Source organism: Aliidiomarina sedimenti (assembly GCF_003986955.1).
Lineage (GTDB): Bacteria > Pseudomonadota > Gammaproteobacteria > Enterobacterales > Alteromonadaceae > Aliidiomarina > Aliidiomarina sedimenti.
This window is the reverse complement of the sequence record NZ_PIPN01000001.1, coordinates 449102-471023: the sequence shown is the minus strand read 5'-3', so window position 1 is coordinate 471023 and position 21922 is coordinate 449102. Positions and strand designations below refer to the sequence as shown.

24 protein-coding genes are annotated in these 21922 nt (G+C 52.8%); 17 read left to right on the top strand and 7 right to left on the bottom strand.

Going from position 1 to position 21922, the window contains the following annotated elements; genetic code table 11:
- Nucleotides 1-8 precede the first annotated feature (8 nt).
- Complete coding sequence (locus CWE12_RS02220; RefSeq protein WP_241984112.1) at nt 9-2081, top strand: M13 family metallopeptidase; 2073 nt, start codon at nt 9-11, stop codon at nt 2079-2081.
- A 133-nt stretch (nt 2082-2214) separates the two neighbouring features.
- Here CWE12_RS02220 and CWE12_RS02215 read toward each other — a convergent pair whose 3' ends face one another.
- A complete protein-coding gene (locus tag CWE12_RS02215; protein ID WP_126788038.1) occupies nt 2215-2385 on the bottom strand; it encodes a YqaE/Pmp3 family membrane protein in 171 nt (56 codons plus the stop codon).
- Nucleotides 2386-2480: 95 nt separating this feature from the next.
- On the opposite strand from CWE12_RS02215, the gene ltaE reads away from it, so the two are divergent.
- The 5 genes from ltaE to CWE12_RS02190 all read left to right on the top strand — a co-directional run bounded on the left by ltaE (nt 2481) and on the right by CWE12_RS02190 (nt 7064).
- Nucleotides 2481-3515: a low-specificity L-threonine aldolase gene (gene ltaE, locus CWE12_RS02210; RefSeq protein WP_241984111.1), complete on the top strand. Its 1035-nt coding sequence runs from the start codon at nt 2481-2483 to the stop codon at nt 3513-3515.
- A gap of 107 nt (nt 3516-3622) precedes the next feature.
- Nucleotides 3623-4759, top strand: a complete 1137-nt coding sequence (locus CWE12_RS02205; RefSeq protein WP_126788037.1) for an MlaE family ABC transporter permease — start codon at nt 3623-3625, stop codon at nt 4757-4759.
- Entirely contained in the window at nt 4753-5550 is a 798-nt protein-coding gene (locus CWE12_RS02200) for an ABC transporter ATP-binding protein (RefSeq protein ID WP_126788036.1), read from the top strand. The genes CWE12_RS02205 and CWE12_RS02200 overlap by 7 nt, the downstream gene beginning before the upstream one ends.
- Nucleotides 5551-6468, top strand: a complete 918-nt coding sequence (locus CWE12_RS02195) for an MlaD family protein (protein WP_126788035.1) — start codon at nt 5551-5553, stop codon at nt 6466-6468.
- Complete coding sequence (locus tag CWE12_RS02190) at nt 6465-7064, top strand: ABC-type transport auxiliary lipoprotein family protein (protein WP_126788034.1); 600 nt, start codon at nt 6465-6467, stop codon at nt 7062-7064. The genes CWE12_RS02195 and CWE12_RS02190 overlap by 4 nt, the downstream gene beginning before the upstream one ends.
- Before the next feature lie 11 nt (nt 7065-7075).
- On the opposite strand, the gene bcp is transcribed toward CWE12_RS02190, so the two are convergent.
- Nucleotides 7076-7537, bottom strand: coding sequence for a thioredoxin-dependent thiol peroxidase (bcp, locus tag CWE12_RS02185; protein WP_126788033.1), 462 nt, complete (start codon nt 7535-7537; stop codon nt 7076-7078).
- Nucleotides 7538-7678: 141 nt separating this feature from the next.
- Between bcp and dapA the strand changes: the two genes are divergently transcribed.
- From dapA to purC, 3 genes are read left to right on the top strand one after another with little or no spacing between them, the layout of a single operon-like run.
- On the top strand, nt 7679-8557 hold the full coding sequence (gene dapA, locus CWE12_RS02180; protein WP_126788032.1) for a 4-hydroxy-tetrahydrodipicolinate synthase: 879 nt from the start codon (nt 7679-7681) through the stop codon (nt 8555-8557).
- A gap of 10 nt (nt 8558-8567) precedes the next feature.
- Complete coding sequence (bamC, locus tag CWE12_RS02175; protein WP_126788031.1) at nt 8568-9668, top strand: outer membrane protein assembly factor BamC; 1101 nt, start codon at nt 8568-8570, stop codon at nt 9666-9668.
- Between the two features lie 26 nt (nt 9669-9694).
- Complete coding sequence (gene purC / locus CWE12_RS02170; RefSeq protein ID WP_126788030.1) at nt 9695-10405, top strand: phosphoribosylaminoimidazolesuccinocarboxamide synthase; 711 nt, start codon at nt 9695-9697, stop codon at nt 10403-10405.
- A 13-nt stretch (nt 10406-10418) separates the two neighbouring features.
- Here the strand turns inward: purC and CWE12_RS02165 are convergent, their stop codons facing one another.
- From CWE12_RS02165 to CWE12_RS02150, 4 genes are read right to left on the bottom strand one after another with little or no spacing between them, the layout of a single operon-like run.
- Nucleotides 10419-11072 (bottom strand): M15 family metallopeptidase, encoded by a 654-nt coding sequence (locus CWE12_RS02165; protein WP_126788029.1) that lies wholly within the window; start codon nt 11070-11072, stop codon nt 10419-10421.
- Nucleotides 11069-12226 carry a succinyl-diaminopimelate desuccinylase gene (dapE, locus tag CWE12_RS02160; protein ID WP_126788028.1) on the bottom strand — a complete coding sequence of 386 codons (1158 nt, stop codon included), beginning with the start codon at nt 12224-12226 and terminating at the stop codon, nt 11069-11071. The genes CWE12_RS02165 and dapE overlap by 4 nt, the downstream gene beginning before the upstream one ends.
- Nucleotides 12219-12569 carry an arsenate reductase gene (locus tag CWE12_RS02155; protein ID WP_126788027.1) on the bottom strand — a complete coding sequence of 117 codons (351 nt, stop codon included), beginning with the start codon at nt 12567-12569 and terminating at the stop codon, nt 12219-12221. Before CWE12_RS02155 ends, dapE begins: the two co-directional genes overlap by 8 nt.
- A complete protein-coding gene (locus CWE12_RS02150) occupies nt 12566-13069 on the bottom strand; it encodes a hypothetical protein (RefSeq protein WP_126788026.1) in 504 nt (167 codons plus the stop codon). The genes CWE12_RS02155 and CWE12_RS02150 overlap by 4 nt, the downstream gene beginning before the upstream one ends.
- A 284-nt stretch (nt 13070-13353) precedes the next feature.
- Between CWE12_RS02150 and yfbV the strand changes: the two genes are divergently transcribed.
- Nucleotides 13354-13776 carry a terminus macrodomain insulation protein YfbV gene (gene yfbV / locus CWE12_RS02145; RefSeq protein ID WP_126788025.1) on the top strand — a complete coding sequence of 141 codons (423 nt, stop codon included), beginning with the start codon at nt 13354-13356 and terminating at the stop codon, nt 13774-13776.
- A gap of 6 nt (nt 13777-13782) precedes the next feature.
- Here yfbV and xthA read toward each other — a convergent pair whose 3' ends face one another.
- Nucleotides 13783-14601 (bottom strand): exodeoxyribonuclease III, encoded by an 819-nt coding sequence (gene xthA, locus CWE12_RS02140; RefSeq protein WP_126788024.1) that lies wholly within the window; start codon nt 14599-14601, stop codon nt 13783-13785.
- Between the two features lie 132 nt (nt 14602-14733).
- Here xthA and CWE12_RS02135 point away from each other — a divergent pair, with 132 nt between their 5' ends.
- The 7 genes from CWE12_RS02135 (at nt 14734) to CWE12_RS02105 (ending at nt 21876) form a co-directional block, all read left to right on the top strand.
- The gene (locus tag CWE12_RS02135) at nt 14734-15060 is read left to right on the top strand and encodes a DUF3392 domain-containing protein (protein WP_126788023.1); all 327 of its coding nucleotides are present in this window, start codon (nt 14734-14736) and stop codon (nt 15058-15060) included.
- 9 nt (nt 15061-15069) lie between these two features.
- A complete protein-coding gene (locus CWE12_RS02130) occupies nt 15070-16140 on the top strand; it encodes an alpha/beta hydrolase (protein WP_126788022.1) in 1071 nt (356 codons plus the stop codon).
- The gene (locus CWE12_RS02125; protein WP_126788021.1) at nt 16089-18032 is read left to right on the top strand and encodes a PAS domain-containing protein; all 1944 of its coding nucleotides are present in this window, start codon (nt 16089-16091) and stop codon (nt 18030-18032) included. The genes CWE12_RS02130 and CWE12_RS02125 overlap by 52 nt, the downstream gene beginning before the upstream one ends.
- Nucleotides 18033-18100: 68 nt before the next feature.
- Complete coding sequence (locus tag CWE12_RS02120; protein ID WP_126788019.1) at nt 18101-18310, top strand: DUF3185 family protein; 210 nt, start codon at nt 18101-18103, stop codon at nt 18308-18310.
- Between the two features lie 164 nt (nt 18311-18474).
- The gene (locus tag CWE12_RS02115) at nt 18475-19323 is read left to right on the top strand and encodes an AAA family ATPase (protein ID WP_126788018.1); all 849 of its coding nucleotides are present in this window, start codon (nt 18475-18477) and stop codon (nt 19321-19323) included.
- Complete coding sequence (locus tag CWE12_RS02110) at nt 19323-20492, top strand: vWA domain-containing protein (protein ID WP_126788016.1); 1170 nt, start codon at nt 19323-19325, stop codon at nt 20490-20492. The genes CWE12_RS02115 and CWE12_RS02110 overlap by 1 nt, the downstream gene beginning before the upstream one ends.
- A gap of 10 nt (nt 20493-20502) precedes the next feature.
- Entirely contained in the window at nt 20503-21876 is a 1374-nt protein-coding gene (locus CWE12_RS02105) for an MBL fold metallo-hydrolase RNA specificity domain-containing protein (RefSeq protein ID WP_126788014.1), read from the top strand.
- The last annotated feature ends 46 nt before the right edge of the window (nt 21877-21922 follow it).

Below are 21922 nucleotides of genomic sequence, written 5' to 3'. Positions count from 1 at the left end.
GACTCATTTTGATCACACGCACATCTTTACTCGCACTTAGTGTAGCAATGGCGCTGGGAACGGCCGCCTGTTCGGAACCGTCTTCGACAGACAATGACAAGCAGAGCAGCACAGTTAGCAGCGAATATGGTGAACTGACCTCCGGCGTTGAACTGGAGAATATGGATACCAGTGTTCGCCCGCAGGACGATTTCTTTCGTTATATCAATGGCCAGTGGCTGGAACGCACGGACATTCCGACGGATCGGGCGCGCTGGGGAAGTTTCGATGAATTGCGCGAACGCGCTGAACAGCAGGTTCTGGCGATCGTGAAAGAGTTTGCTGAGCAGGATGCAGAAGAAGGCAGCGATGCGCAAAAAATTGGCGATCTGTATCGCTCGTTCCTGAATGAAGAGCAAATTGAAGAGCGTGGTTTAAGCCCCTTGGATGACGCCCTGGCGCGTATTGACGAACTTGAGAGCCATGACCAGCTGGCATCGTTCTGGGGCCAGCAGCAACGCAGTCGCGCTGGTATTCCGGTGGCGCTGTTCGTGGGCCAGGATCAAATGCAGTCTGATCAGTATATTACCGGTATCAGTCAGGCTGGCCTTGGGTTGCCGGACCGCGATTACTACGTCAACGACAGCGAAAGCAATCAGCAACTGCTGCAACAATACAAAGCCTTCATTGTGGCCCTGTATGAGGCGGCTGAGTGGGAAGGCGGCGAGCAGGCTGCTGAGACCATAGTGGCATTGGAAAGCAAACTGGCGCAGTCACAGTGGAGCCGGGTACAGAACCGTGACCGTCAGGCAACCTACAATAAACTGACTGTGGATGAACTGGCTGAACAGGCGCCAGGCTTTGACTGGAGCGCTTTCTTTGCTGCCGCTGAGGTCGATATTAATGAGGTGGTAGTGCGTCAGCCGACCTATTTTGCTGATTTTGCGGCGATGTATGACGACGTAGATCTGGCCGACTGGCAAACCTATCTGCGTTTTCATACTTTGCGTCAGTCTGCAGAGATCCTGCCGGCTGCAATTGCAGACACCAGTTTCGACTTTTATGGCCGGGTTTTACAAGGTTTAGAAGAACAGCGTGACCGCGAGAAGCGTGGTGTTTCAATGGTTGAGAACGCACTTGGTTTTATGGTGGGTGAAGAGTATGTCGCCCGCCATTATCAGGAAGCCTCTGCCGAACGTATGCAGGACATGATCGATAACCTGATGGTAGCGTTCGAAGGTGCAATCAATGACCTTGAGTGGATGACGGACGAAACAAAAGAGGAAGCGCAGGCCAAGCTGTCGACCTTTACCGCTAAAATTGGCTACCCGAGCAAGTGGCGTGACTATGACTGCCTCAACATTGTCGCTGACGATCTGTACGGCAATATGCAGCGCAGCAGTCAGTGTGAATATCAGCGCATGATTGACCGTCTGGGTGAAGAAGTTGATCCGGATGACTGGGGCATGACGCCACAAACGGTGAATGCTTATTATCGTTCCACCATGAACGAGATTGTATTCCCGGCCGCTATTCTGCAGCCGCCGTTTTTCAATGTAGAAGCGGATGACGCGGTTAACTACGGCGCCATTGGCGGCGTTATTGGCCATGAAATCACCCATGGTTTTGATGACCAGGGTCGTCGTTCAGATGGCGAGGGCAACCTGCGTGACTGGTGGAGCGCTGAAGACGAGAGCCAGTTTACCGAGCGTGCTCAACAAATGATTGATCAGTACAGTGCCTTTAATCCCATCGACGACCTGCAATTGCAGGGCGCCCTGGGGCTGGGTGAGAACATTGCTGATTTGGGTGGCTTAACGGTTTCCTACCGCGCTTACCAGAACTCACTGAATGGTGAAGCCGGACCTGAGATTGATGGCATGACTGCGGAGCAGCGTTTCTTTGCTGGCTGGGGTCAGATCTGGCGGATTAAATTCCGCGATGAAGCCTTGCGTCGTCAGGTGGTGCAGGGTCCTCATTCGCCGGGTAAATACCGCGTGTTAGGTGTCTTGTCTAATATGCCTGAATTCTATGAAGCCTATGATGTCAGTGAAGATGATGACATGTACCGTGGTGAAGAGGTGCGGGTAAAAATCTGGTAGTCTTAGTGCATGTTTCAGGTTAGACACTTAGGTTAGACACCTGGGTGGGGGACAGCAAAACGCCGGCGTTTTCTCAAGCGCCGGCGTTTTTATTTAGAAACACGTTGGTTAGAAAAATTATCACGCTCTTTAATCAGGTGTTTTTATCAACGTAATGCTTGTTGACTGAGAAAGCGGCCCAGATAGCGGCTGGAGCCCAACCGATCAAAGTCAACTGAAGGATAAGACAAATAATACCTGCGAATGGACGGCCGATGGTGAAAAATGCCAGCCAGGGTAATAAGATCGCGATAAGAATTCGCATAGTAAAAAACTCCTTGTGTACAACGGTGTACTAATAAGTGTAGTTAAAATACGTGTAGTCGAAATAAGTGTAGTTAAAATTTCAGGAGATGCTGAATGCAGCCGGAACCCATGATTGATTTACGCAGCGATACCCTAACTAAACCGACCCCGGCGATGCGCGATGCCATGGCCTCCGCGCAAGTCGGCGACGATGTGTACGGGGAAGACCCGACGGTGAATGCCCTTGAGCAACGCGTCGCCGGACTGCTTGGCAAGGAGGCAGCCTTGTTCTGCAGCAGCGGCACGCAGAGTAACCTGCTCGGTATTATGAGTCAGTGTCAGCGCGGTGAAGAGTATCTGGTCGGGGCGCCATACCACACTTACAAATATGAAGCGGGTGGCGCGGCGGTGCTGGGCGGTATTGTGCCGCAAACGCTTCCGCTGCAGGCTGATGGCAGTGTGCAGATTAGCGATATTGAAGGCGCGATTAAGGCCGATGACCCGCATTTTCCTATTTCGCGGCTGATAGCGCTGGAGAATACCCACGTTGGCAAAGTTGTGCCACAGCAGGCAATGCTGGAAGCGCGCGAGCTGGCGGATAAATACGGCCTGAATTTGCATCTTGATGGTGCCCGTTTATTCAATGCGAGCATAGCAACTGGTTTGTCGGTGGCTGAATTAGCGGCCCCGTTTGACAGTGTGTCGGTGTGCTTTTCGAAAGGCCTGGGTGCGCCTGTTGGGTCGATGCTATGTGGGTCTGCAGCGATTGTCGGGCGCGCCCGGCGTTGGCGGAAAATGCTTGGCGGCGGTATGCGTCAGGCCGGAGTGCTTGCCGCAGCGGTCGACTATGCGTTGGATAATCATGTTCAGCGCCTGGCGGAAGACCATCACCACGCGCAGCGTCTGGCTGAGGGACTAAGTGAAATTGCGTCAAAACATGGCCAGTTTAGCGTCGAGCCAGCACAAACCAATATGGTGTATCTGAATTTTGTGGATCCTGAGCAGGCCAGACAATTGTCGGCTGAATTACGCGAACAGGGCATTCTGGTACCGCCGCAACAGGCGATGCGTCTGGTGACCCACCTTGATATCAGCAGTGCTCAGGTTGAACAGGTGATTAGCACTATGAATCAATTACTTGTTCCATAGCAAACTAAACGGGCGGTGAACTGGCGGCAATTCAGCGCTGTGATATGTTTATGACGTAATGGTTATAGAAAACTTTGTCGGCCACAGTCAATTAAAAGGATCGCAACGTGTCGCATCGACCGCATATCGAGCACTCTGAGCAGAGCGATAATCAGGACTCCGCGGAACAGCAACTGCGCTTATGCGGCGACTGGACATTGCAGCAGTATGAGCAGGCAAAAGCGGCGCTGAATGCGCTGAGCGATACGCAAATCACTGCGGTCAGAACACTGGATGGTCGTGATATCAGTCGCCTTGATAGTGCAGGGGTGTTTCTCCTGCAGCAGTATTTTGGTACTGAACTGATTGAAACTGCGCAGTTAGCCGGGCAACAACAGAAGCTGGCGACACTGGTATTGCAAGCCTGTAAAGACGAGCAAGCACCGCAGCACCGCGGGGACAACCCGCTACTGCAATGGCTGGAGCAGATAGGCCGGGTAACCTGCAGTGTCCTGCAGCAACAAAAGCAGCTACTGGCCTTTCTCGGACTGGCGCTGGATAACCTGAGCAGGACTCTTTTTCGCCCCTCACGCTGGCGTTATACCGCTACCGCGGCGCAGGTTGAACAGATTGGCGTCAACGCGATTCCAATTGTTGCCCTGCTGACTTTTTTGGTCGGGGCGGTGATTGCGTTTCTCGGCGCCCGGGTACTGGACGAATTTGGCGCCGCGGTTTACACCGTAAACCTGGTTGGGTTTGCTTTCTTACGCGAGTTTGCAGTCCTGCTGGCAGCGATACTGCTGGCGGGGCGAACCGCGAGTGCTTTTACCGCTCAGCTCGGCTCGATGAAAGCCAATGAGGAAATTGATGCATTGCGCGCGCAGGGGCTTAACCCGGTTGAAGTGCTGGTGTTGCCGCGTGTACTGGCGATGTTGATAAGCCTGCCGGTACTGACCTTGATTGCGATGCTATGCGGAGTGTTGGGGGGCATGTTGGTGTGCTGGCTGGCATTGGATATTTCACCGGCGCTGTTTATGCATATTTTTTCACGCGACATTGAACCCGTTCATTTCTGGGTAGGTTTGGGTAAAGCGCCGGTGTTCGCCTTTGTGATTGCCCTGATAGGCTGTCTGGAAGGCTTTAAAGTGGCGGGTAGCGCGCAGTCAGTGGGTGAACATACAACCTCCAGCGTGGTGCAGTCGATATTTATGGTAATCCTGTTGGATGCTTTATTTGCTTTGTTTTTCCTGGAGATGGGATGGTGAGCAAGGGAATTATCAGCGTTCGGGGGCTGCACAACCAATTTGGTGACAACCTGGTTCACGAGCAGCTGGATCTTGATGTCGCGCAGGGTGAAATTCTAACCGTGGTGGGCGGTTCGGGGTCCGGTAAGTCGGTGCTGATGCGCAGTATTCTTGGGCTGCATCGGCCGAGTGCAGGCCAGATTGAGGTCGATGGCGTTGATCTGTTGCGCGCCGACAGCGAGCAACGCGTGCAGCTGGAGCGGCGGATGGGAGTTCTGTTTCAACGCGGAGCACTGTATTCGTCGCTGACTGTGCTGGAAAACGTATTGCTGCCGTTGCAGGAGCATTTGTCATTGCCAGCAGAGGATGCGGAAGCACTGGCGCTGATGAAGTTGCGTCTGGTCGGTCTGTCGTCTGCAGTTGCTGACAACAGTGTGCAGTCATTATCAGGGGGCATGATCAAACGGGTCGCGCTAGCCAGAGCCTTGATACTGGAACCGGATTTTCTGTTTCTGGATGAACCCACCGCCGGGCTGGACCCGATTGGCGCCAATGATTTTGATGAGCTGTTAGTCACGGTGCAGCGCGCGCTCGGATTAACTGTATTTCTGGTCACCCACGATGTAGATAGTATTTTTAAAGTCAGTGACCGGGTCGCGGTGCTGGCTGAGCGCAAAGTGCTGGTGGTGGACACCCCAGAACGTGTGGCGACGCATCCGGATCAATGGATTCAGTCATACTTTCAGGGGCCGCGCGGTCGCGCCGCACAACATGGAAAAAGCCACCCAGTCAATGCAAAAGAGGACGCTTAAATGGAAACAAATGCACGCCATGTGTTAGTCGGCAGTTTTGTCCTGCTCGCGGTTGCGCTGATGGTGGCGGTCGCGCTGTGGTTAGGTAAAAGCAACATTGATCGGGACCTGCATTACTACGAGGTGGTCTTTAGCGATGAAGTCAGTGGCCTGACCCCTGGCAGTCCGGTGGAATACAGTGGCATTACCGTGGGCGACGTGCAAAACCTGCGCCTCGATGACAACGACCCGCGGGTGGTGCGGGTACGTATCCGGGTCAATGCTGATACTCCGGTGCGCGAAGATACCGGCGCCCGGTTGGGTCTGGCTAATATCACAGGGAGTGCGCTGATCCGTTTGTATGGCGGTACTCCGGAGAGCCCGCGTCTCACCGGCAGCGCAGAGAACCCGGCGGTGATTCATGCTGAGCAGTCGGGCCTGAACCGCTTACTGGCGAACAGTGAGAGCCTGTTGGGCGACATCAACAACCTGGTGCAGAATGTGAATGCAATGTTTTCTGATGACAACTCGCAGCGGGTTGCGGGAATTCTCGATAATGTCGAGCAAATGACGGCGATGTTGACTGAACAGCGCGATGAACTTGGCGAGACCCTGGCCGAGATACGGGTCAGTATTAATGCCTTTGGCGCTCTGGCGACGCAGAGTGCACGCTTGTTAGAGGAAGAAGGAAACGCATCGCTGCAGTCACTGCAACGGGCGATGGATTCGATTGCTCAGAGCAGCACGGAGATCCAGAACTTACTGCAGGAGAACGACGAAGCCCTGCAACGTACGCTGCAGGGAATGCAACAAACCGGCCCGGCGATTGAAGATGTCAGCCGCACCATGCGTTCATTACAGCGTTTAATTCGTGAGATCGAGCAGAATCCGCAAGGGTTCTTACTACAACGCCAGCGAGTGGAGGAAGTGGACCCATGAAACAGCTCATACTAGTTGTGGTTGGGCTCTGCCTTGTCACTGCCTGCAGCATTTTACCTGAACCAGAACGGGTCCGCATTTACCACTTACCAGCGCCGTCAGAGGTGGCTGCCGTTGAGGCTGAGCAACGCCTGCCATACAGCCTTGAAGTGCGGCTGCCGGAAACCGTGCAGGCGTTTGACAGCGCGCGGCTGAGCGTATTTCAAACGGCTCAGGGCCAGGCCTACTGGCAGAATTTGCGCCTCGCTGACCGCGCACCGATTCTGCTGGCGAGCCGGATAGTGCAGGAGCTGCGGGCAAGCGGCGCATTTGAATCGGTCACCCATGAACGGGATGGCGCGTCGGGTGAACTGATTTTGTTGACCGAACTGGGTGATTTTTCGGTGCGTCAGCAAAGCGGACAAACCGTGGCACGAATTGAACTGCATGTCGGCGTAATGCAACGCTCAAACCGCCAGTCACTGGCCGCAGAAAGTTTTAGTGCTGAGGTTGAATTCAGATCGGGAAACGCTGATGAAGCGGTGGCGGCGATGAGCGGTACCTTAAGTGAGGTGAACCGGCAGCTGCTGAATTGGTTGTTGCAGCTGCCTGATTAGACCATGGTGAATTAGAGCGCGTCGAGGACCACCTGATGGTGCTCTTTGGTTTTAAATTTATCGAAAACCTGGCTGATAGTGCCGTCCTGCTCAATTAGAAAGCTGATCCGGTGGATGCCATCGTATTCTTTGCCCATGAATTTCTTTAAACCCCAGACACCAAACTGTTCAGCCACCTGATGGTCTTCGTCACCCAGCAGAATGAAATTCAGGTCATCGCGTTCAGTAAATTTAGCCAGCCGTTTCGGAGCGTCCGGGCTAATACCCACTGCAACGGTGTTTTTGGCTGCCAGCTGGTCTTTGTGATCGCGCAGCTGCTGTGCCTGGACGGTGCAGCCCGGGGTCATCGCTTTTGGGTAGAAATAGACCAGAACACGGTTCGACTTTAATAAGTCACTCAGTGCAACCTGGTTGCCTTGCTGATCCGGTAGTTCAAATTTTGGGGCTTGATCGCCCGCTTGCAGGGTCTTCATGGGGGAACTCCTTGTGGTTATCTTGTTTGCTGTGATCTATCTAAACATAGGGTAAAGCATTCCGCCAGTCGTTGTTTACACCCTTGTGTTTAGGGTGTTGCGCAAGTAAGATTGAGCACTTAAACAACGCTGGGAGAAATTATGCTGACAGGTAGTATGGTCGCGTTGGTGACGCCGTTCACCAAGCAGGGGAATGTTGATTACACTTTGCTCGCCGAACTGATTGAAATGCACATTAAACAGGGCACCGACGCTATTGTTGCGGTTGGTACCACGGGCGAGTCACCAACCCTGAGCCATGACGAGCATGTCGATGTAGTGCGGGCCACCGTTGAGATTGCCAATGGCCGCATTCAGGTTATTGCCGGTAACGGCTCCAATGCCACTGCTGAGTCAGTACAACTGACTGAACGGATGGCCAACCTCGGCGTTGATGCCTTCCTGAACGTGACTCCTTATTACAACAAGCCAAGCCGTGCCGGCTTGCTTGCCCATTATCGTGCTTCAGCCGAAGCCGCTGATATTCCGCAGATTCTATATAATGTTCCGGGCCGTACGTGCTGTGACCTGTCGACTGAGATGGTCGCAGAGCTGGCGAAAATACCCAATGTGGTAGGTATTAAGGAAGCAACCGGTGATGTGTCCCGGGTAAAAGCACTGAAAGACGCCTGTGGTGACGAGTTTATTTTGCTCAGTGGCGATGACCCCACCGCGTGTGAGTTTTTATTACAGGGCGGGGATGGTGTTATCAGCGTCACTGCCAACCTGGTGCCAAAAACGATCAAAGCATTGGTCGACGCCGCACGCCGCGGTGAGCGGGAGCAGGCTGAAACACTGGACGCGCCACTGCGCGAATTGCATGACAAACTTTTCATTGAAGCGAACCCGATTCCGGTGAAGTGGGCGATGGCACGGTTAGGCTGGATTAACGAGTTTTACCGCTTACCGCTGACATCTCCGGAACTTGAGAGCCAGAAAGCTATCGAAGCAGCGTTACATAATGCTGGATTACTAAAATAACGGAGTTTGCATGAAGTTCTGGCGAGGTTTAGCCGTTACAACAACGGTCATCGCACTGGCAGGGTGCACATCACAGCGTGACCAGGCCCAAGGTGGATTTGAGTACGTCGATATTAATCAACGGGGAGCATTACTGGTACCGGAAGGTATGCAGAATGTTGCCCAGAATCCGGATTTTAGTATTCCTAATCTGGACACTGCTCAGGGGCCGGTAGGCACTGAACAGAGTATTCGCTCACCACGGCAGGTTATGCCATTGGTGCCAGGTAGCCGTGTTGAAGAGGGAAGCCGCGACGCACGGATCTGGTTTGATGCGATCGAAGATATGGACGACGTGGCCGGATGGGTTTGGGAAGAGATGCAGACCTTGCTGGCTGAACGCGATATCGAAATTACTGAGCAAAGCGAATTAGAATATATCCAGACTGGCACCATTGAAACGGTTGAAGGCAGTCGTTCCCGTGGAGGCTTCTGGGCTCGTTTACGCCGCGACCGGATTGAACAGACCTCTGAGTATAGCCTGCGCATCGAAATGCAAGCACCAAGCCACGGTCGTTCTGCCCGCCTGGATGTGACGGCGGCTGATGTCAGCTGGCTGGAAGATGGTGAACCGCAGGAGGTTCCGGTCAGTTTGCAACGTGAAGTAGAAGCGGGTTTCCTGAATGATTTATCGTTACGTATGCAGCGTAACTTTGAAGACCAACGGGTTGCTCAGGTTCGTGCCACGCGCGCTTTACGCCATGCTGAAAGCCCACAGGGTGACCCCGCATATGCGCTCGATGTAAACTTTGAAGCGGGCTGGGTTTTAATGCCTGGCGCGCTTGAATACCTTGGTTTTGAAGTTGAAGACCTCAACCAGCGCGATGGTGTTTACTATGCCAATTACCAGCCGGGTGGACGCCCGGGTTTCTGGAGTCGTCTGGCGTTCTGGAGTTCTGAAGATCGTGGGTTACTTGGTTTACCCCGAGGCAGTGGGTATGAGTTCCAGGTCGATGCAGTGGATGATGTATTTTACATCGTGATCCGCCACGACGATGAAGTACTGGATGAAGAAACCATCGATAAATTGTTCCCAGTGTTTGCTGAAGCTTTCAGTGAGCACGCTGATTAACCAACGCTGTGAGATAAGAAACAATCATGGAAAAACGAGAAGAGCTGTACCGCGGTAAGGCAAAAACTGTATACACCACAGACGACGCTGACCGCCTGATCCTGCAGTTTCGTAATGACACCTCTGCGTTTGATGGTGAGAAGATTGACCAGCTTGACCGCAAAGGTATGGTCAATAACAAGTTCAATCATTTTATTATGCAGCAGTTGGAAGCGGCTGGTGTGCCTACTCAGGTAGATGCACTGCTGTCGGATACTGAGTCGTTGGTTAAAAAGCTGGAGATGATCCCGGTTGAATGCGTGGTGCGTAATCGTGCCGCTGGTTCGTTGGTCCGCCGTCTGGGTGTGACCGAAGGACAGGCGCTGAATCCGCCGACGTTTGAGTTTTTCCTCAAAAACGACGCGCTGCATGATCCTATGATCAACGAGTCACATATCATTACCTTCGGCTGGGCCACTGAGGCACAAATCGAACAGATGAAAGCGCTGACCTTTAAAGTGAACCAGGTGCTGACCTCGTTATTTGAAAAAGCCGGTTTGTTGCTGGTGGATTACAAGCTCGAGTTTGGCCTGTTTGGCGACCAGATCGTTCTGGGTGATGAGTTTACCCCGGACGGATGTCGCCTGTGGGACGCAGAAACCCTGGATAAAATGGACAAAGACCGTTTCCGCCAGGGCCTTGGTGGGGTGGTTGAAGCCTATGAAGCCGTCGCCAAACGGATTGGTGTCGAGCTTTAAGGCAACCGGTTCGCTAACCTGACTCGCGAGGCGCCTCAGCAACCCGTTGCACATAACGGGCAAATAGCTGAGGCGCTTTTTGTTGCAGCCAGTCAAAAGCAGCTGGTGGCTGTTCAAGCCAGGCGGCTTGCAAGTGTTCGAGCGTGAACGCCTGTTGAAACGGCTGCGAAACCGGGGCATAGCTTAAATGCCAGGGTTCCGGCGCTACACCGCCGCGGTCTGTATCATATGGCCAGTAAAAGCCAAAGCGATGGGCGTGCTGTTGCAGCCAGTCATACAAGGGGGCACAAGGGCCTCCTGCTTGGTATTCCCAGGGCTCCAGCCGTAAGCCTTGCTCTCCCAATGCTGTCTTGTCGAAAACATCCAAGTCGCTCCCCCAGTGGTGGCGACTGGCGCCGGGCATGGCCGACCAGTGTAAAATGCTCAGCAAATCCTCATCAGCCGGGTTAGTACCCAGAGCTTCAACTTTGCGCTGCCAGATTGCCAGTTGACGCTGATAACTGCGAAACCCGCTGGCAACGCGCAAGTCGTGGCCTGCACTTGCTGCTTCCTGCTGCATGCGGGTAAAGGCAGCGACCGTCTCAGGGTGGAGCGGACAGCCGTCAACCTCTGCCGCTACATGGGCCGCAGTGAGTCCGGTCAGCGTCTGGTAGTCCGGGTTTGTCATTCTTTGTCGTTCACCAATAGGTTGATTAGAGTCTGTTCATACATATCAGTCAGCTCGATCAGATCGTTATGACTGACATATTCATTGACCTTATGAATCGATGCATTGACCGGGCCCAGTTCCAGCACCTCAGCGCCGGTTGGTGCAATAAAGCGGCCATCCGAGGTGCCACCCGCAGTGGACAGTTTGGGCAGATGACCGGTCACCGATTTAACAGCCTCGCGGGTGGCCTGAACCAGTTCGCCACTGTCGGTGGTCAAAAACGGCTGCCCGTTGTGGGTCCAGTGGATAGCGTAGTCTAGGCCGTACCCATCAAAAATACGCAAAATGCGGTCTTTTAGCTGCTCAGCGGTATTCTCGGTACTGTAGCGCAGGTTAAACGAGACATGCAGCGTGCCGGGAATGACGTTGCCTGCACCGGTTCCCGCATGCAGGTTGGAGATCTGGAAACTGGTCGGCGGGAAGTAGTCGTTACCCTCGTCCCAGACTGTTTCTGCCAGTTCGTGCAACGCTGGTGCCGCCTGATGGACCGGATTACGGGCCAGGTGAGGGTAGGCGACATGACCCTGAATACCCCAGACCTGGAGGTCACCGGTTAAACTGCCGCGGCGCCCGTTTTTGATGATATCGCCACAATAACTGGTACTGGAAGGTTCACCGACAATGCACCAGCGTATTTTTTCGTTACGAGCTTCCAGCGTATCGATAACCCGTGTGGTGCCATTGATAAACGGGCCTTCTTCATCGCTGGTGATCAGAAAACTGATCGAGCCTTTGTGTTCTGGGTGCTTTGCGATAAAACGTTCGCAGGCCACTACCATAGCGGCCAGGCTACCTTTCATATCAGCAGCCCCACGACCAAACAAAACACCATCAATGTCAGTTGGTTCAAAGGGCGGGGTATTCCATTTGTCGAGATCACCTGCCGGCACCACATCGGTGTGACCGGCAAAACAAAACAGGCCGCCGGGCTGACTGTCGCGCCGGGCCCAAAGGTTGGTGGTATCTTCAAAGACCATGCTTTCAAGCTGAAAACCGAGTGCCTGCAGACGTTTACCGATGATTTGCTGACAACCAGCGTCCTCAGGAGTGACCGAGGCTCGGGCGATGAGCTCGCGGGCCAGTTGCAGGGTTGGGTGCGTCTGCTCAGACATGGAAGATTTCCTGATACTTTTTATCGCTGAAGCCACAATAAAGGCTCCCGTCGTGCGTTAACAAGGGACGTTTGATAAGGGTTGGCTGTTGCTGAATAAGCTCAACCCAGCGTTCGGCGTCGTTGCTTTGCTTAGCGTCGTCGTCAAGCTGGCGAAAGGTGGTGCTGCGTTTATTAACCAGGGTTTCCAGGCCGAGGATGGCTATCCAGCTCTGGATTTGTTCAGCCGTTGGTTGCTCGTCGCGAAAATCGGAAAATTCAAACGGGATATCATGAGTGGTAAGAAAACGCTGAGCCTTCTTCACCGTATCGCAGTTTTTTATACCAAATAGGACTGTGCTCATAAGTCGTGTTCTATAACCTCTTGTGAAAGCTCAATTAAACTGAATAAAACATCTTCACCGGCACGGTGTTGCCCGCTATGGACAAAAAGGCCGAGCTTAGTCTGTTCGCTGAGAAGATTGAGGGTTAATACCGGGTCCTGACGCAATGCCTCTGGGGTTAGTGTAAACAGGGTTGCTTTGGGGGTTACAATATCGCCCGGCTGACAGGGACTGTTTGCCAGTGGCAAGGCTGCACTGCTGCTTAGCAGAAGACGTAACTGGAGTGATTTGTTGAGCGCTAAGCGCCATTCACAGCGGTCCGCAGACACACTCAATATTTTGCAGCGGGCCGGTGCCAGGATGCGTTGGGTGCGCAGTTTAATTCGCGCACCTGGTCCGGGAATCGCCAGACGGTCGAGTGCTAACGGGCTCTCGCTTAGCGCTGAAGCAACGCCGTTGGCAGGTGACAGAATCCGCTGTTGCAGCGTGCCATATTGAGTCGGATGGTCTAATAAATACACAGTGTCAGCTTATCCTTGTGAGCAGAAGCCTGAGTGTGACAAATCGCTGGCCGTTTGGCAATTTGCAGGCTATCCCCATTTTCTGTGGATAACTTTGTTAGTTACCTGACCGCAAGATTGCAAGTTACTGATAATTAAACAGTAATACCACTGGTTGATATCTGTCCGCTACGCTCAGATTGTGAACGTAGTGGGCTAAAAACGGCCATTGGTGGTTGTGTGGAAAAGGATTACACTAAGCTCATGAGGGCTAGCTCAGCGATACGTAAAGAGGCAGGTAGGTGATGAAGGTGTTTGCAAACGGCTGGCGGTATATGAAACTGTGGCCAAACCATGCGGTGGTTGGCGCGTTACCCGAAGCGCAGATTATTCCGTTAACCCGCTTGGTAAGCTGGATGTTACCAGCTGCGGCGGTTACAAATTTTGGCGTGCAGTGGTTCTGGCTCGGTACTGAGCATTTACCGATGATTATTATGGCGTCTATGTTTTTATTGCTGCTGCCGTTGCAAGGGTATTACTGGCTGGGCAAGCGGGCTTATAGTGAGCTGCCGTTGAATCTTCGCGGCTGGTACTTTGAATTGCAAAGTAAGCTGCAGGTCGCCGGGCAGGATGTGCGTCTGCCGTCACATCGCCCGGGGCCCTGTTATATTGACTTGGCGCTTATCCTGCGTAAAGCGCTTAGCGAGTTACCACCTGATCAATACTGAGTGTTGTTATGAGTCGCTTAGCTTAAAGGTTGACCAGATCGGCGCATGATCCGATGGCTTTTCGATACCGCGCAGTTCGTAGTCGATCCCCGTCTCGACACACTTGGGTGCTAAGGGGGCGGTGGCCAGGATCAGGTCAATCCGCAGTCCGCGGTTGTCGAGAAAGCCTTTTGAGCGGTAATCAAACCAGCTGAACTGGTCGTCTACATCCGGGTTTGCGTCACGGAAGGTGTCGCTAAAACCCCAATCCATCAACCGTTGCATCCACTCTCGCTCTTCCGGTAAGAAACTGCACTTACCGGTACGCAACCAGCGTTTGGCGTTGGCATCGCCGATTCCAATATCGCAATCCTTGGATGAAATATTCATATCGCCCATCAGCACGACAGGCTGTTGCGGGCTTAAGTCCTGCTCAAGATAATTCATCAGGTCGGCGTAGAATTTCTCTTTGGCAGGGAATTTGACCGGGTGGTCACGGCTCTCGCCCTGCGGGAAATAGCCATTCATAACGCGCACCAGTTCACCGTTGGCAGCCGTCACCGTTGCCATGATCATACGCCGCTGCGCATCGTCATCGTCGGTGGGGAAACCGTAGCTCACGTCCTGTATCGGCAATTTGCTCATTAAGGCGACGCCGTAGTGACCTTTCTGGCCGTGAAAAACGACCTGGTAACCCATGGCTTCAACGTCCTGCAACGGAAAAGCATCGTCATGTACTTTGGTTTCCTGCAGCCCGATGACATCTGGCTGATGTTTCTCGATAAGTGCCTGAAGCTGGTGAAGCCGGGCTCGCAGGCCGTTGATATTAAAACTAATGACTTTCATGAAAACGAATCCAATTGTGTTAGCGAACGGGGTTCAGAAGAGCTCATGATAGCACTCTCAGACGCTATGCGTTAGCCCGCAAAGCGCGTTATACTGCCCCCTTTTGTGAACCGGAAACAGGGTAGTAGAAACATGTTTGAGAGCTGGATTGTTCAAGCCAGTCAGTGGGTTAGACCGCACCTTATGGCGGTTTCGCTGATGGTCGTTGCCACCTTACTGGTACTGTATGGCAATAACATTAATGCTGCAGTGCGGCGACAGATTCATCATTATCATTTTGTCCTGCGAACGACGCTTTTCATCCTGTTATGTGCCTTTGGATATGGCTTGTTAACCAGTTTACTGACCCCGTTTTTTGCTCGTCAGTTGGCACAGTTGCCCAATTACTATCTGGCACCAGTGGTACTGATTGTTACTATTACGCTGGGTGTACTGGCTGAACGCAAAGGTCAGGCTTAAGGATTTGCAATGACAAAGTGGTTAGACATTAAAGCCGGTGCGGAGGCGTACTTACATATTCAGGAAAAGGGGCTGCAGCAGGAAGATATAAATTTGTTGCTGGGTGCCTCAGGCGGACCGAAATGGTTTGTGTTGCAGGGCCTGGATAACTATCTGTTTGGAGAGTTTTTTGCCCAGCGCAAAACGCCACTGCAGTTACTCGGTACCTCAGCCGGGGCGTGGCGCTTTGCCAGTCTCGGTCGCGCGCATGCGGCGAAAGCCAGCGAACTGTTCTGCGAGCTTTATCGGGCACAAACCTACAGTGCCAAACCGACCGCAGCAGAAATCACCGACAATGCCAAAACCTTACTTGAGCACTACGTCAGCGATGAGGATATCAGTGAAATACTGAACCAGCAGACCTTTCTCCACCATATGATTGTTGCCCGCTGCAATGGCTGGGCGGCGCTTGAGTCGCGTCGCCGTCAGGCGATAGGCCTGGCCCGGGCGGCGGCCGGCAATTTACTCAGCCGGCGAGCCCTCAAGTCTGCCTTTGAACGGGTTATTTTCCATCACCCGCAGGCGGGAACGGATCTGGGTGAGCACTGGGACGATCTGCCGACCAGCCGCGTTGCGTTAAGCAGCAGGAACTTCCGCCAGACGCTACTGGCAACGGGCTCTATTCCTATGGTGCTGGAAGGAGTACGGGATATTCCGGGCGCGCCACCAGGGGTCTATCGCGATGGTGGCATTACCGACTATCATTTCGATGTTGATCTGTCGCGACAGTCCGGTCTGGTGCTCTATCCGCATTTCCACTCAGAGGTGATTCCAGGCTGGTTTGATAAAAAGCTGAGTTGGCGCCGAACCTCAGGTAAGCAATGGCCAAATGTGATTTTTATGCATCCCAGTCAGGCTTTCCTCGACGCTCTACCCTACGGCAAAATCCCGGACCGCAATGACTTCGTTAAACTGGATGCCGACACGCGTCAGGCATACTGGAAAAAAGCGGTCGAGGTCGGCTACCGGATGGCGGATCAATTTGCTGAATGGCAGCAAAAAGGGACCCTGGGCGAGCATGTGGAGCTCTGGCAGCGCTGATGATTATTGCCCGTGAGTTGGCTGAGCTGTTTTCGGCGAATGACGACATTACTCTGTTCGTGTGGGACCATTTGCCGGGTTGGCCGGTGCTGCATTGCACTGACAATGTCCGAGAACTGATCGGCTACAGTAAAGAGGATTTTTACAGCCGCCGGGTGGCGTTCATTGATATCGTCCACCCGGATGACGTCGAGCGGGTCAGTGACGAGGTGCGGGCCGGACTAGAGGATCAGACGTCGAGTTCGTTTTCCCACGAGGACTATCGGCTACTGCGTGCTGACGGCCGCGAAGTCTGGGTGGCTGATACCACCATGGTGGAGCGGGACGAGCAGGGGACCGTGCGTTACATGATCGGCTATCTGCTGGATATAACCACGCGTAAAAACCTGGAACTGGCACTACTGGCGGAACGCAGTCAGCTACAGATGGTTCTTGAAGGGACCCGGCTCGGCAGCTGGGACTGGGCACCGCAACACAACACGCTGCAGGTTAATCAACGCTGGCTGACCATGTACGGGCTCGACGAAAATCCGCCGCAGGTGTCTGTGGCCCTATGGGAAAGCCTGATCCACCCTGAAGACCGCCTCGGCTGGCATCGTGCACTGCAGATGCATTTGTCCGCTAATACACCGTTTTATGAGCATGTTTACCGTATTCGCCACACCCGCGGCCACTACCTGCATGTACTTGACCGCGGTAAAGTCGTGGAATGGAATGGCGCTGAACCGGTACGCGTTGCCGGAACCCACACTGATATCTCTAAGCAGCGTCAGGCGGAACTGGACGCACGCGAAGCAGCCCGTTCGCGCACCTTGTTTCTGGCCAATATGTCGCATGAAATCCGTACCCCCTTGCACGGTATTCTCGGCCTGGCATCCGTCTTAGCGAGCACTGAACTGGATGACTACCAGCGGCAATTGCTGGAGACTATTCAGGAAAGTGGCGACTATCTTCTCAACACACTGAACGATGCCATTGATATCAGCCGCGCCGACCAGGGCAAGCTGGAGATTAAACCAAGCGTACAGAGTTGCGATAGTTTGCTTACCCATTTGCAGTCGTTATTCGGTGAACAGGCGCGCCGGCGTAGCATTGACTATCAGGTTGAACGGCGGGACGGGGTACCCGACTGGGTATTGCTGGATAAGTCACGCTTTTTACAGATTGCGGTGAATCTGGTGAATAACGCATTCAAATTCACCAAAATCGGCTTTATTCGGGTCACCTTAAGCTGGCACAACGATGTTCTGACCTTGCAGGTAGCCGATTCAGGGATGGGCATTGAAGACACCGAAAAAGTCTGGAATGTATTTGAGCAGGAAAGCGAGGAGTCCATGCACCCTAAGCCAGGAGGCGGGTTGGGCCTGGGTATAGTGCGCAGCCTGGTGCAGTTAATGGGAGGGCTGGCAGAGGTGCAGAGCGAACCCGGCTTCGGCAGTACCTTTACCATCACCTTACCGGTCGCGGCAACCGAGCCTGCCATGGCGGCCAGTAAAGGCATAACACGGCTGCCTGTGTATCGGATTCTGGTCATCGACGACAATGACGTCAACCAGTTGATTCTCGGTGAAATGCTAAGCAGCCTGGAGCAGGTTTACGTGGCCACCTCCTCAGCGGAAATGGGGCTACAGGTGCTGCAAAGCCAGGAGTTTGATGTTGTCTTTATGGATATTCATATGCCTGATCTGGATGGGGTTGAAGCAACGATTCGCATCCGCCAGCAAGCGTTAAAGCAACCTTACATTGTCGGACTGACCGCAAATGCAATGCCGACCATGCGCCAGCGTGCGATGGCGGCGGGAATGAATGCCTACCTGACCAAGCCCTTTCGTCTGACCGAAATCCGTCAGGCTTTGACCCATGTTCATGAGTTAACCTATCGAAAATCTTAGTTATTAAGTTGGCGTTCCCTAAGGTCTTGTTCTACGGTTGTTTATGACAACAATACAGGAGTCAATTTATGGATAAGTTTATTTCACTCGCCATTCTCATTGCTGGTTTAATTTTATTGTACTTCGGTTACCAGGAGTCACAGTCTATTGCATCTGAGGTAAGCGAAACATTCCAGGGGCAACCGACCGATAACTCTATCTGGTTTCTGATTTCCGGCGCTGTGCTGGCAATTATCGGCATTGGTGGCGTCATTCGCGGCTTTGTACGCAGCAAATAATTACCCAACGCCAAGGTTAATGACTTAACGTAACAACCTTAAGGTATTAACCGTCACTAGCAAACGAAAAACACCGGCTGCGTTAGCACCGGTGTTTTTTGTACTTGGGGTAACGTGGTGAGGTGGGTATGATGAGTGCCCAATTTAGTTAGACAGGTGGTTATGTGACATCCTTCAGTAGTACCGATAATTACATTGTTTCTGATGAACTGGCGCTGGCTGTAAACGCGGCAGTGACGCTGGAAAAACCATTATTATTAAAAGGTGAGCCTGGTACCGGTAAAACCCGGCTTGCAGAAGAACTGGCAGCAGCGCTGGATACCCCGCTGCTTCAGTGGCAAATTAAGTCGACCACGAAAGCTCAGCAAGGACTTTATGAATATGATGCGGTCTCGCGTTTGCGCGACAGCCAGCTGGGCAGCGACAAAGTGCATGACATCGCCAATTACATTCGCCCGGGCAAACTATGGCAGGCGTTTACCGCCGCACAGCGGCCGGTGCTGCTGATCGATGAAATTGATAAAGCGGATATTGAATTCCCCAATGACTTGCTGCACGAACTCGACCAGATGTCGTTTCATGTGTATGAAACCGGTGAGCAGGTCAGTGCCGAGCAACGGCCCATTGTTATTATCACCTCAAATAACGAAAAAGAACTGCCGGATGCATTTTTGCGTCGCTGTTTCTTCCACTATATTCGTTTCCCTGATGAAGCGACATTGCGTTCTATTGTGGGAGTTCATTTCCCTGATATTCAGAAAAACTTATTGAGTACAGCGCTGGATATTTTCTTCGATGTACGGCAAATGCCAAACCTGAAGAAAAAGCCGTCGACCTCTGAGTTACTGGACTGGCTTAAGCTGTTGCTGGCTGAGCAAATCGATGCGCCAGCGTTACAGGCAGAACAGAAACAAGGCGGACTGATGCCGATGTTTGGCGCCTTGTTGAAAAACGAGCAGGACATTGAACTGGTTGAAAAGCTGGCGTTCATGAGCCGCCGTCAGGGGCGCTAATGCTGGTTGGATTCTTTTTATGTCTGCGTAAACACGGTCTGCCGGCCAGCTTAACTGAGCTGCTCGATCTGTTGAATGCGCTGAACCAGCAACTGGTGTTTGCCGATATTGAAGCCTTTTATACCCTGTCACGACTGGTGATGGTGAAGGATGAGCGCCATTATGATCGCTTTGATCGCGCTTTTGCTGAGTACTTCGAGGGTGTACATGACGTCGATCTGGCCAGCGCGATACCTGAAGAGTGGTTGCAGCGCACTATTCAGCGACAGCTTAGTGAGGCAGACAAAGCCGCGCTTGAAGGCGAGGGCGATTTGCAGTCGTTACTGGATAAGTTTCGTGAACGGCTGGATGAGCAACAAAAGCGTCATGCCGGAGGTAACAAATGGATTGGCACTGGTGGTAGTTCGCCGTTTGGCGCCTATGGGTATCATCCGGAAGGGATCCGTATCGGTCAGGAGGGTTCCAATGCCCGGCGTGCGGTGAAAGTATGGGATAAGCGGGAGTTTCGTGATCTCGATGATGAAGCGGCGTTAAACAACCGCACCATGAAACTGGCTCTGCGCAAGTTACGGCGCTTCGCGCGCAGCGGCGCTGCCAACGAGCTGGATTTAGAGAACACCGTTCGCGCAACCTCGCGCCAGGGTGGCCTGTTAGATTTGCAATGGCAGGCTGAACGTCATAATGCAGTGAAAGTGTTGCTGTTTTTTGATGTTGGCGGCTCGATGGATGACTATATTTACGAGTGCGAACAGTTATTTAGCGCTGCTCGCAGTGAGTTTAAACATCTTGAGTTCTTTTATTTTCATAACTGCATTTATGAAGGGGTGTGGAAAGACAACAAGCGGCGTTTTAATCAGCAAATACCATTGAACGATGTTTTGCATACCTACGGCAGTGACTATAAGGTGTTGATTATTGGCGATGCGACCATGGGGCCGTATGAAATTGCGTACCCGGGTGGTAGCGTTGAGCACTGGAACCAAGAGTCGGGTGAAGTCTGGTTACGTCGTTTGCTGGATGTCTACCCGAAAGCTGTCTGGTTAAACCCTCAGGACTCTGCACGATGGCCGTATTACCAGTCCATTGAGTTGATCCAGCACATTATGGAGGGTCGCATGTACGGGTTAACCTTGGATGGCATTTCCGCAGCAATTGACGAACTACAATAGGACTATCGGCATGGCAGATCAGCATGACTTACGTATTACGTTTTTAGGTGGCACAGAAACCGTTACCGGTTCGCGTTTTTTACTGGAAACAAAAACTACCAGGGTGCTGGTCGATTGTGGTCTGTTTCAGGGATATAAATGGTTGCGCCGACGCAACCGGCAACCCTTACCTTTGGGGATCAACCATGTCGATGGGGTGGTCCTGACCCATGCCCATCTTGACCATTCTGGTTATCTCCCGGTGTTGTATAAGCATGGTTACCGTGGTCAGGTTTGGACCCATCCCGCCACGGCGGCGCTTTGTTCGGTGCTCTGGCCAGACAGCGGACGAATTCAGGAAGAAGACGCTAAGTATCTGAAAAAACATAAGCTAAGCCGTCACGAAGACCCAGAGCCGTTGTATGACGAAGACACCGCGAAGAAGGCGCTGAAGTTATTGCAGCCGGTGGATTTCAAACAACGCTTTAGCATTGGCGACATCGAGTTTGAATTGCAGTCGGCTGGTCATATTCTGGGAGCCGCCAGCGTCATTGCTTCGCACGGCGGTAAGCGGGTTGGCTTCTCCGGCGATGTCGGACGACCCAATGACATTATGATGTACCCGCCGGAACCACTGCCAGAGGTTGACTGCCTGTTGCTGGAGTCGACCTACGGCGACCGTAAACACGCAGAGTATGACCCCTTTGCGGAGTTGGCTGACGTAGTCAATGAAACGGCCAAAGCGGGTGGGGTGCTGATGATTCCAAGTTTCGCTGTTGGCCGTGCCCAGTTGCTGCAGCACATGCTGGTCACCTTGATGGATGAAAATAAGGTCCCACGTTTGCCTATTTTCCTCGACAGCCCAATGGCGATACGAGTCTCCGATATGTATGGTGACTACCATGAACATCTTCGCTTAACCGGTGCTCAATGCAGCCATGCCGAAGATGTGGTGACCTATACGCACAGCGTTGATGAGTCCAAAGCGATTGGCAAGCAGACTGGCCCGCATATTATTATTGCGGGTAGCGGCATGGCGACCGGCGGACGTATTCTGCACCACTTTAAACATTGGCTGGCTGATCATCGCAGCACTGTCTTATTTGCCGGTTATCAGGCAGGGGGCACGCGAGGTGCTAAAATGATCAACGGCACTGAGCGAATTAAGCTGCACGGCGAGTGGATAGAAGTTCGGGCATCGATTCGTAATCTTGAAGGGCTGTCCGGCCATGCCGATTACCAGGAGCTCGGGCAATGGCTGCAGCAATCCAAGCTTCGCCCCGGGACCAATATTCAGTTGGTTCATGGCGAACCTGATGCGTTGGAAGCCATGCGCGATTATTTGTCCCAAACCACCAGTTTTGACGTCGACATTCCAGATCACATGAGTATTTTGAGGATTTAATTAGTATGGGCGTATTTATGTTAGTTGCTTTTCCAGTGGTGTTTAT

Bases quoted from the DNA above. Each gene is read 5' to 3' on its own strand.
- CWE12_RS02215 (WP_126788038.1), bottom strand. From the start codon at position 2,385: ATGCGAATTCTTATCGCGATCTTATTACCCTGGCTGGCATTTTTCACC.
- ltaE (WP_241984111.1), top strand. From the start codon at position 2,481: ATGCAGCCGGAACCCATGATTGATTTACGCAGCGATACCCTAACTAAA.
- CWE12_RS02200 (WP_126788036.1), top strand. From the start codon at position 4,753: ATGGTGAGCAAGGGAATTATCAGCGTTCGGGGGCTGCACAACCAATTT.
- CWE12_RS02195 (WP_126788035.1), top strand. From the start codon at position 5,551: ATGGAAACAAATGCACGCCATGTGTTAGTCGGCAGTTTTGTCCTGCTC.
- CWE12_RS02190 (WP_126788034.1), top strand. From the start codon at position 6,465: ATGAAACAGCTCATACTAGTTGTGGTTGGGCTCTGCCTTGTCACTGCC.
- bcp (WP_126788033.1), bottom strand. From the start codon at position 7,537: ATGAAGACCCTGCAAGCGGGCGATCAAGCCCCAAAATTTGAACTACCG.
- dapA (WP_126788032.1), top strand. From the start codon at position 7,679: ATGCTGACAGGTAGTATGGTCGCGTTGGTGACGCCGTTCACCAAGCAG.
- bamC (WP_126788031.1), top strand. From the start codon at position 8,568: ATGAAGTTCTGGCGAGGTTTAGCCGTTACAACAACGGTCATCGCACTG.
- purC (WP_126788030.1), top strand. From the start codon at position 9,695: ATGGAAAAACGAGAAGAGCTGTACCGCGGTAAGGCAAAAACTGTATAC.
- CWE12_RS02165 (WP_126788029.1), bottom strand. From the start codon at position 11,072: ATGACAAACCCGGACTACCAGACGCTGACCGGACTCACTGCGGCCCAT.
- dapE (WP_126788028.1), bottom strand. From the start codon at position 12,226: ATGTCTGAGCAGACGCACCCAACCCTGCAACTGGCCCGCGAGCTCATC.
- CWE12_RS02155 (WP_126788027.1), bottom strand. From the start codon at position 12,569: ATGAGCACAGTCCTATTTGGTATAAAAAACTGCGATACGGTGAAGAAG.
- yfbV (WP_126788025.1), top strand. From the start codon at position 13,354: ATGAAGGTGTTTGCAAACGGCTGGCGGTATATGAAACTGTGGCCAAAC.
- xthA (WP_126788024.1), bottom strand. From the start codon at position 14,601: ATGAAAGTCATTAGTTTTAATATCAACGGCCTGCGAGCCCGGCTTCAC.
- CWE12_RS02135 (WP_126788023.1), top strand. From the start codon at position 14,734: ATGTTTGAGAGCTGGATTGTTCAAGCCAGTCAGTGGGTTAGACCGCAC.
- CWE12_RS02130 (WP_126788022.1), top strand. From the start codon at position 15,070: ATGACAAAGTGGTTAGACATTAAAGCCGGTGCGGAGGCGTACTTACAT.
- CWE12_RS02125 (WP_126788021.1), top strand. From the start codon at position 16,089: ATGGCAGCAAAAAGGGACCCTGGGCGAGCATGTGGAGCTCTGGCAGCG.
- CWE12_RS02120 (WP_126788019.1), top strand. From the start codon at position 18,101: ATGGATAAGTTTATTTCACTCGCCATTCTCATTGCTGGTTTAATTTTA.
- CWE12_RS02110 (WP_126788016.1), top strand. From the start codon at position 19,323: ATGCTGGTTGGATTCTTTTTATGTCTGCGTAAACACGGTCTGCCGGCC.
- CWE12_RS02105 (WP_126788014.1), top strand. From the start codon at position 20,503: ATGGCAGATCAGCATGACTTACGTATTACGTTTTTAGGTGGCACAGAA.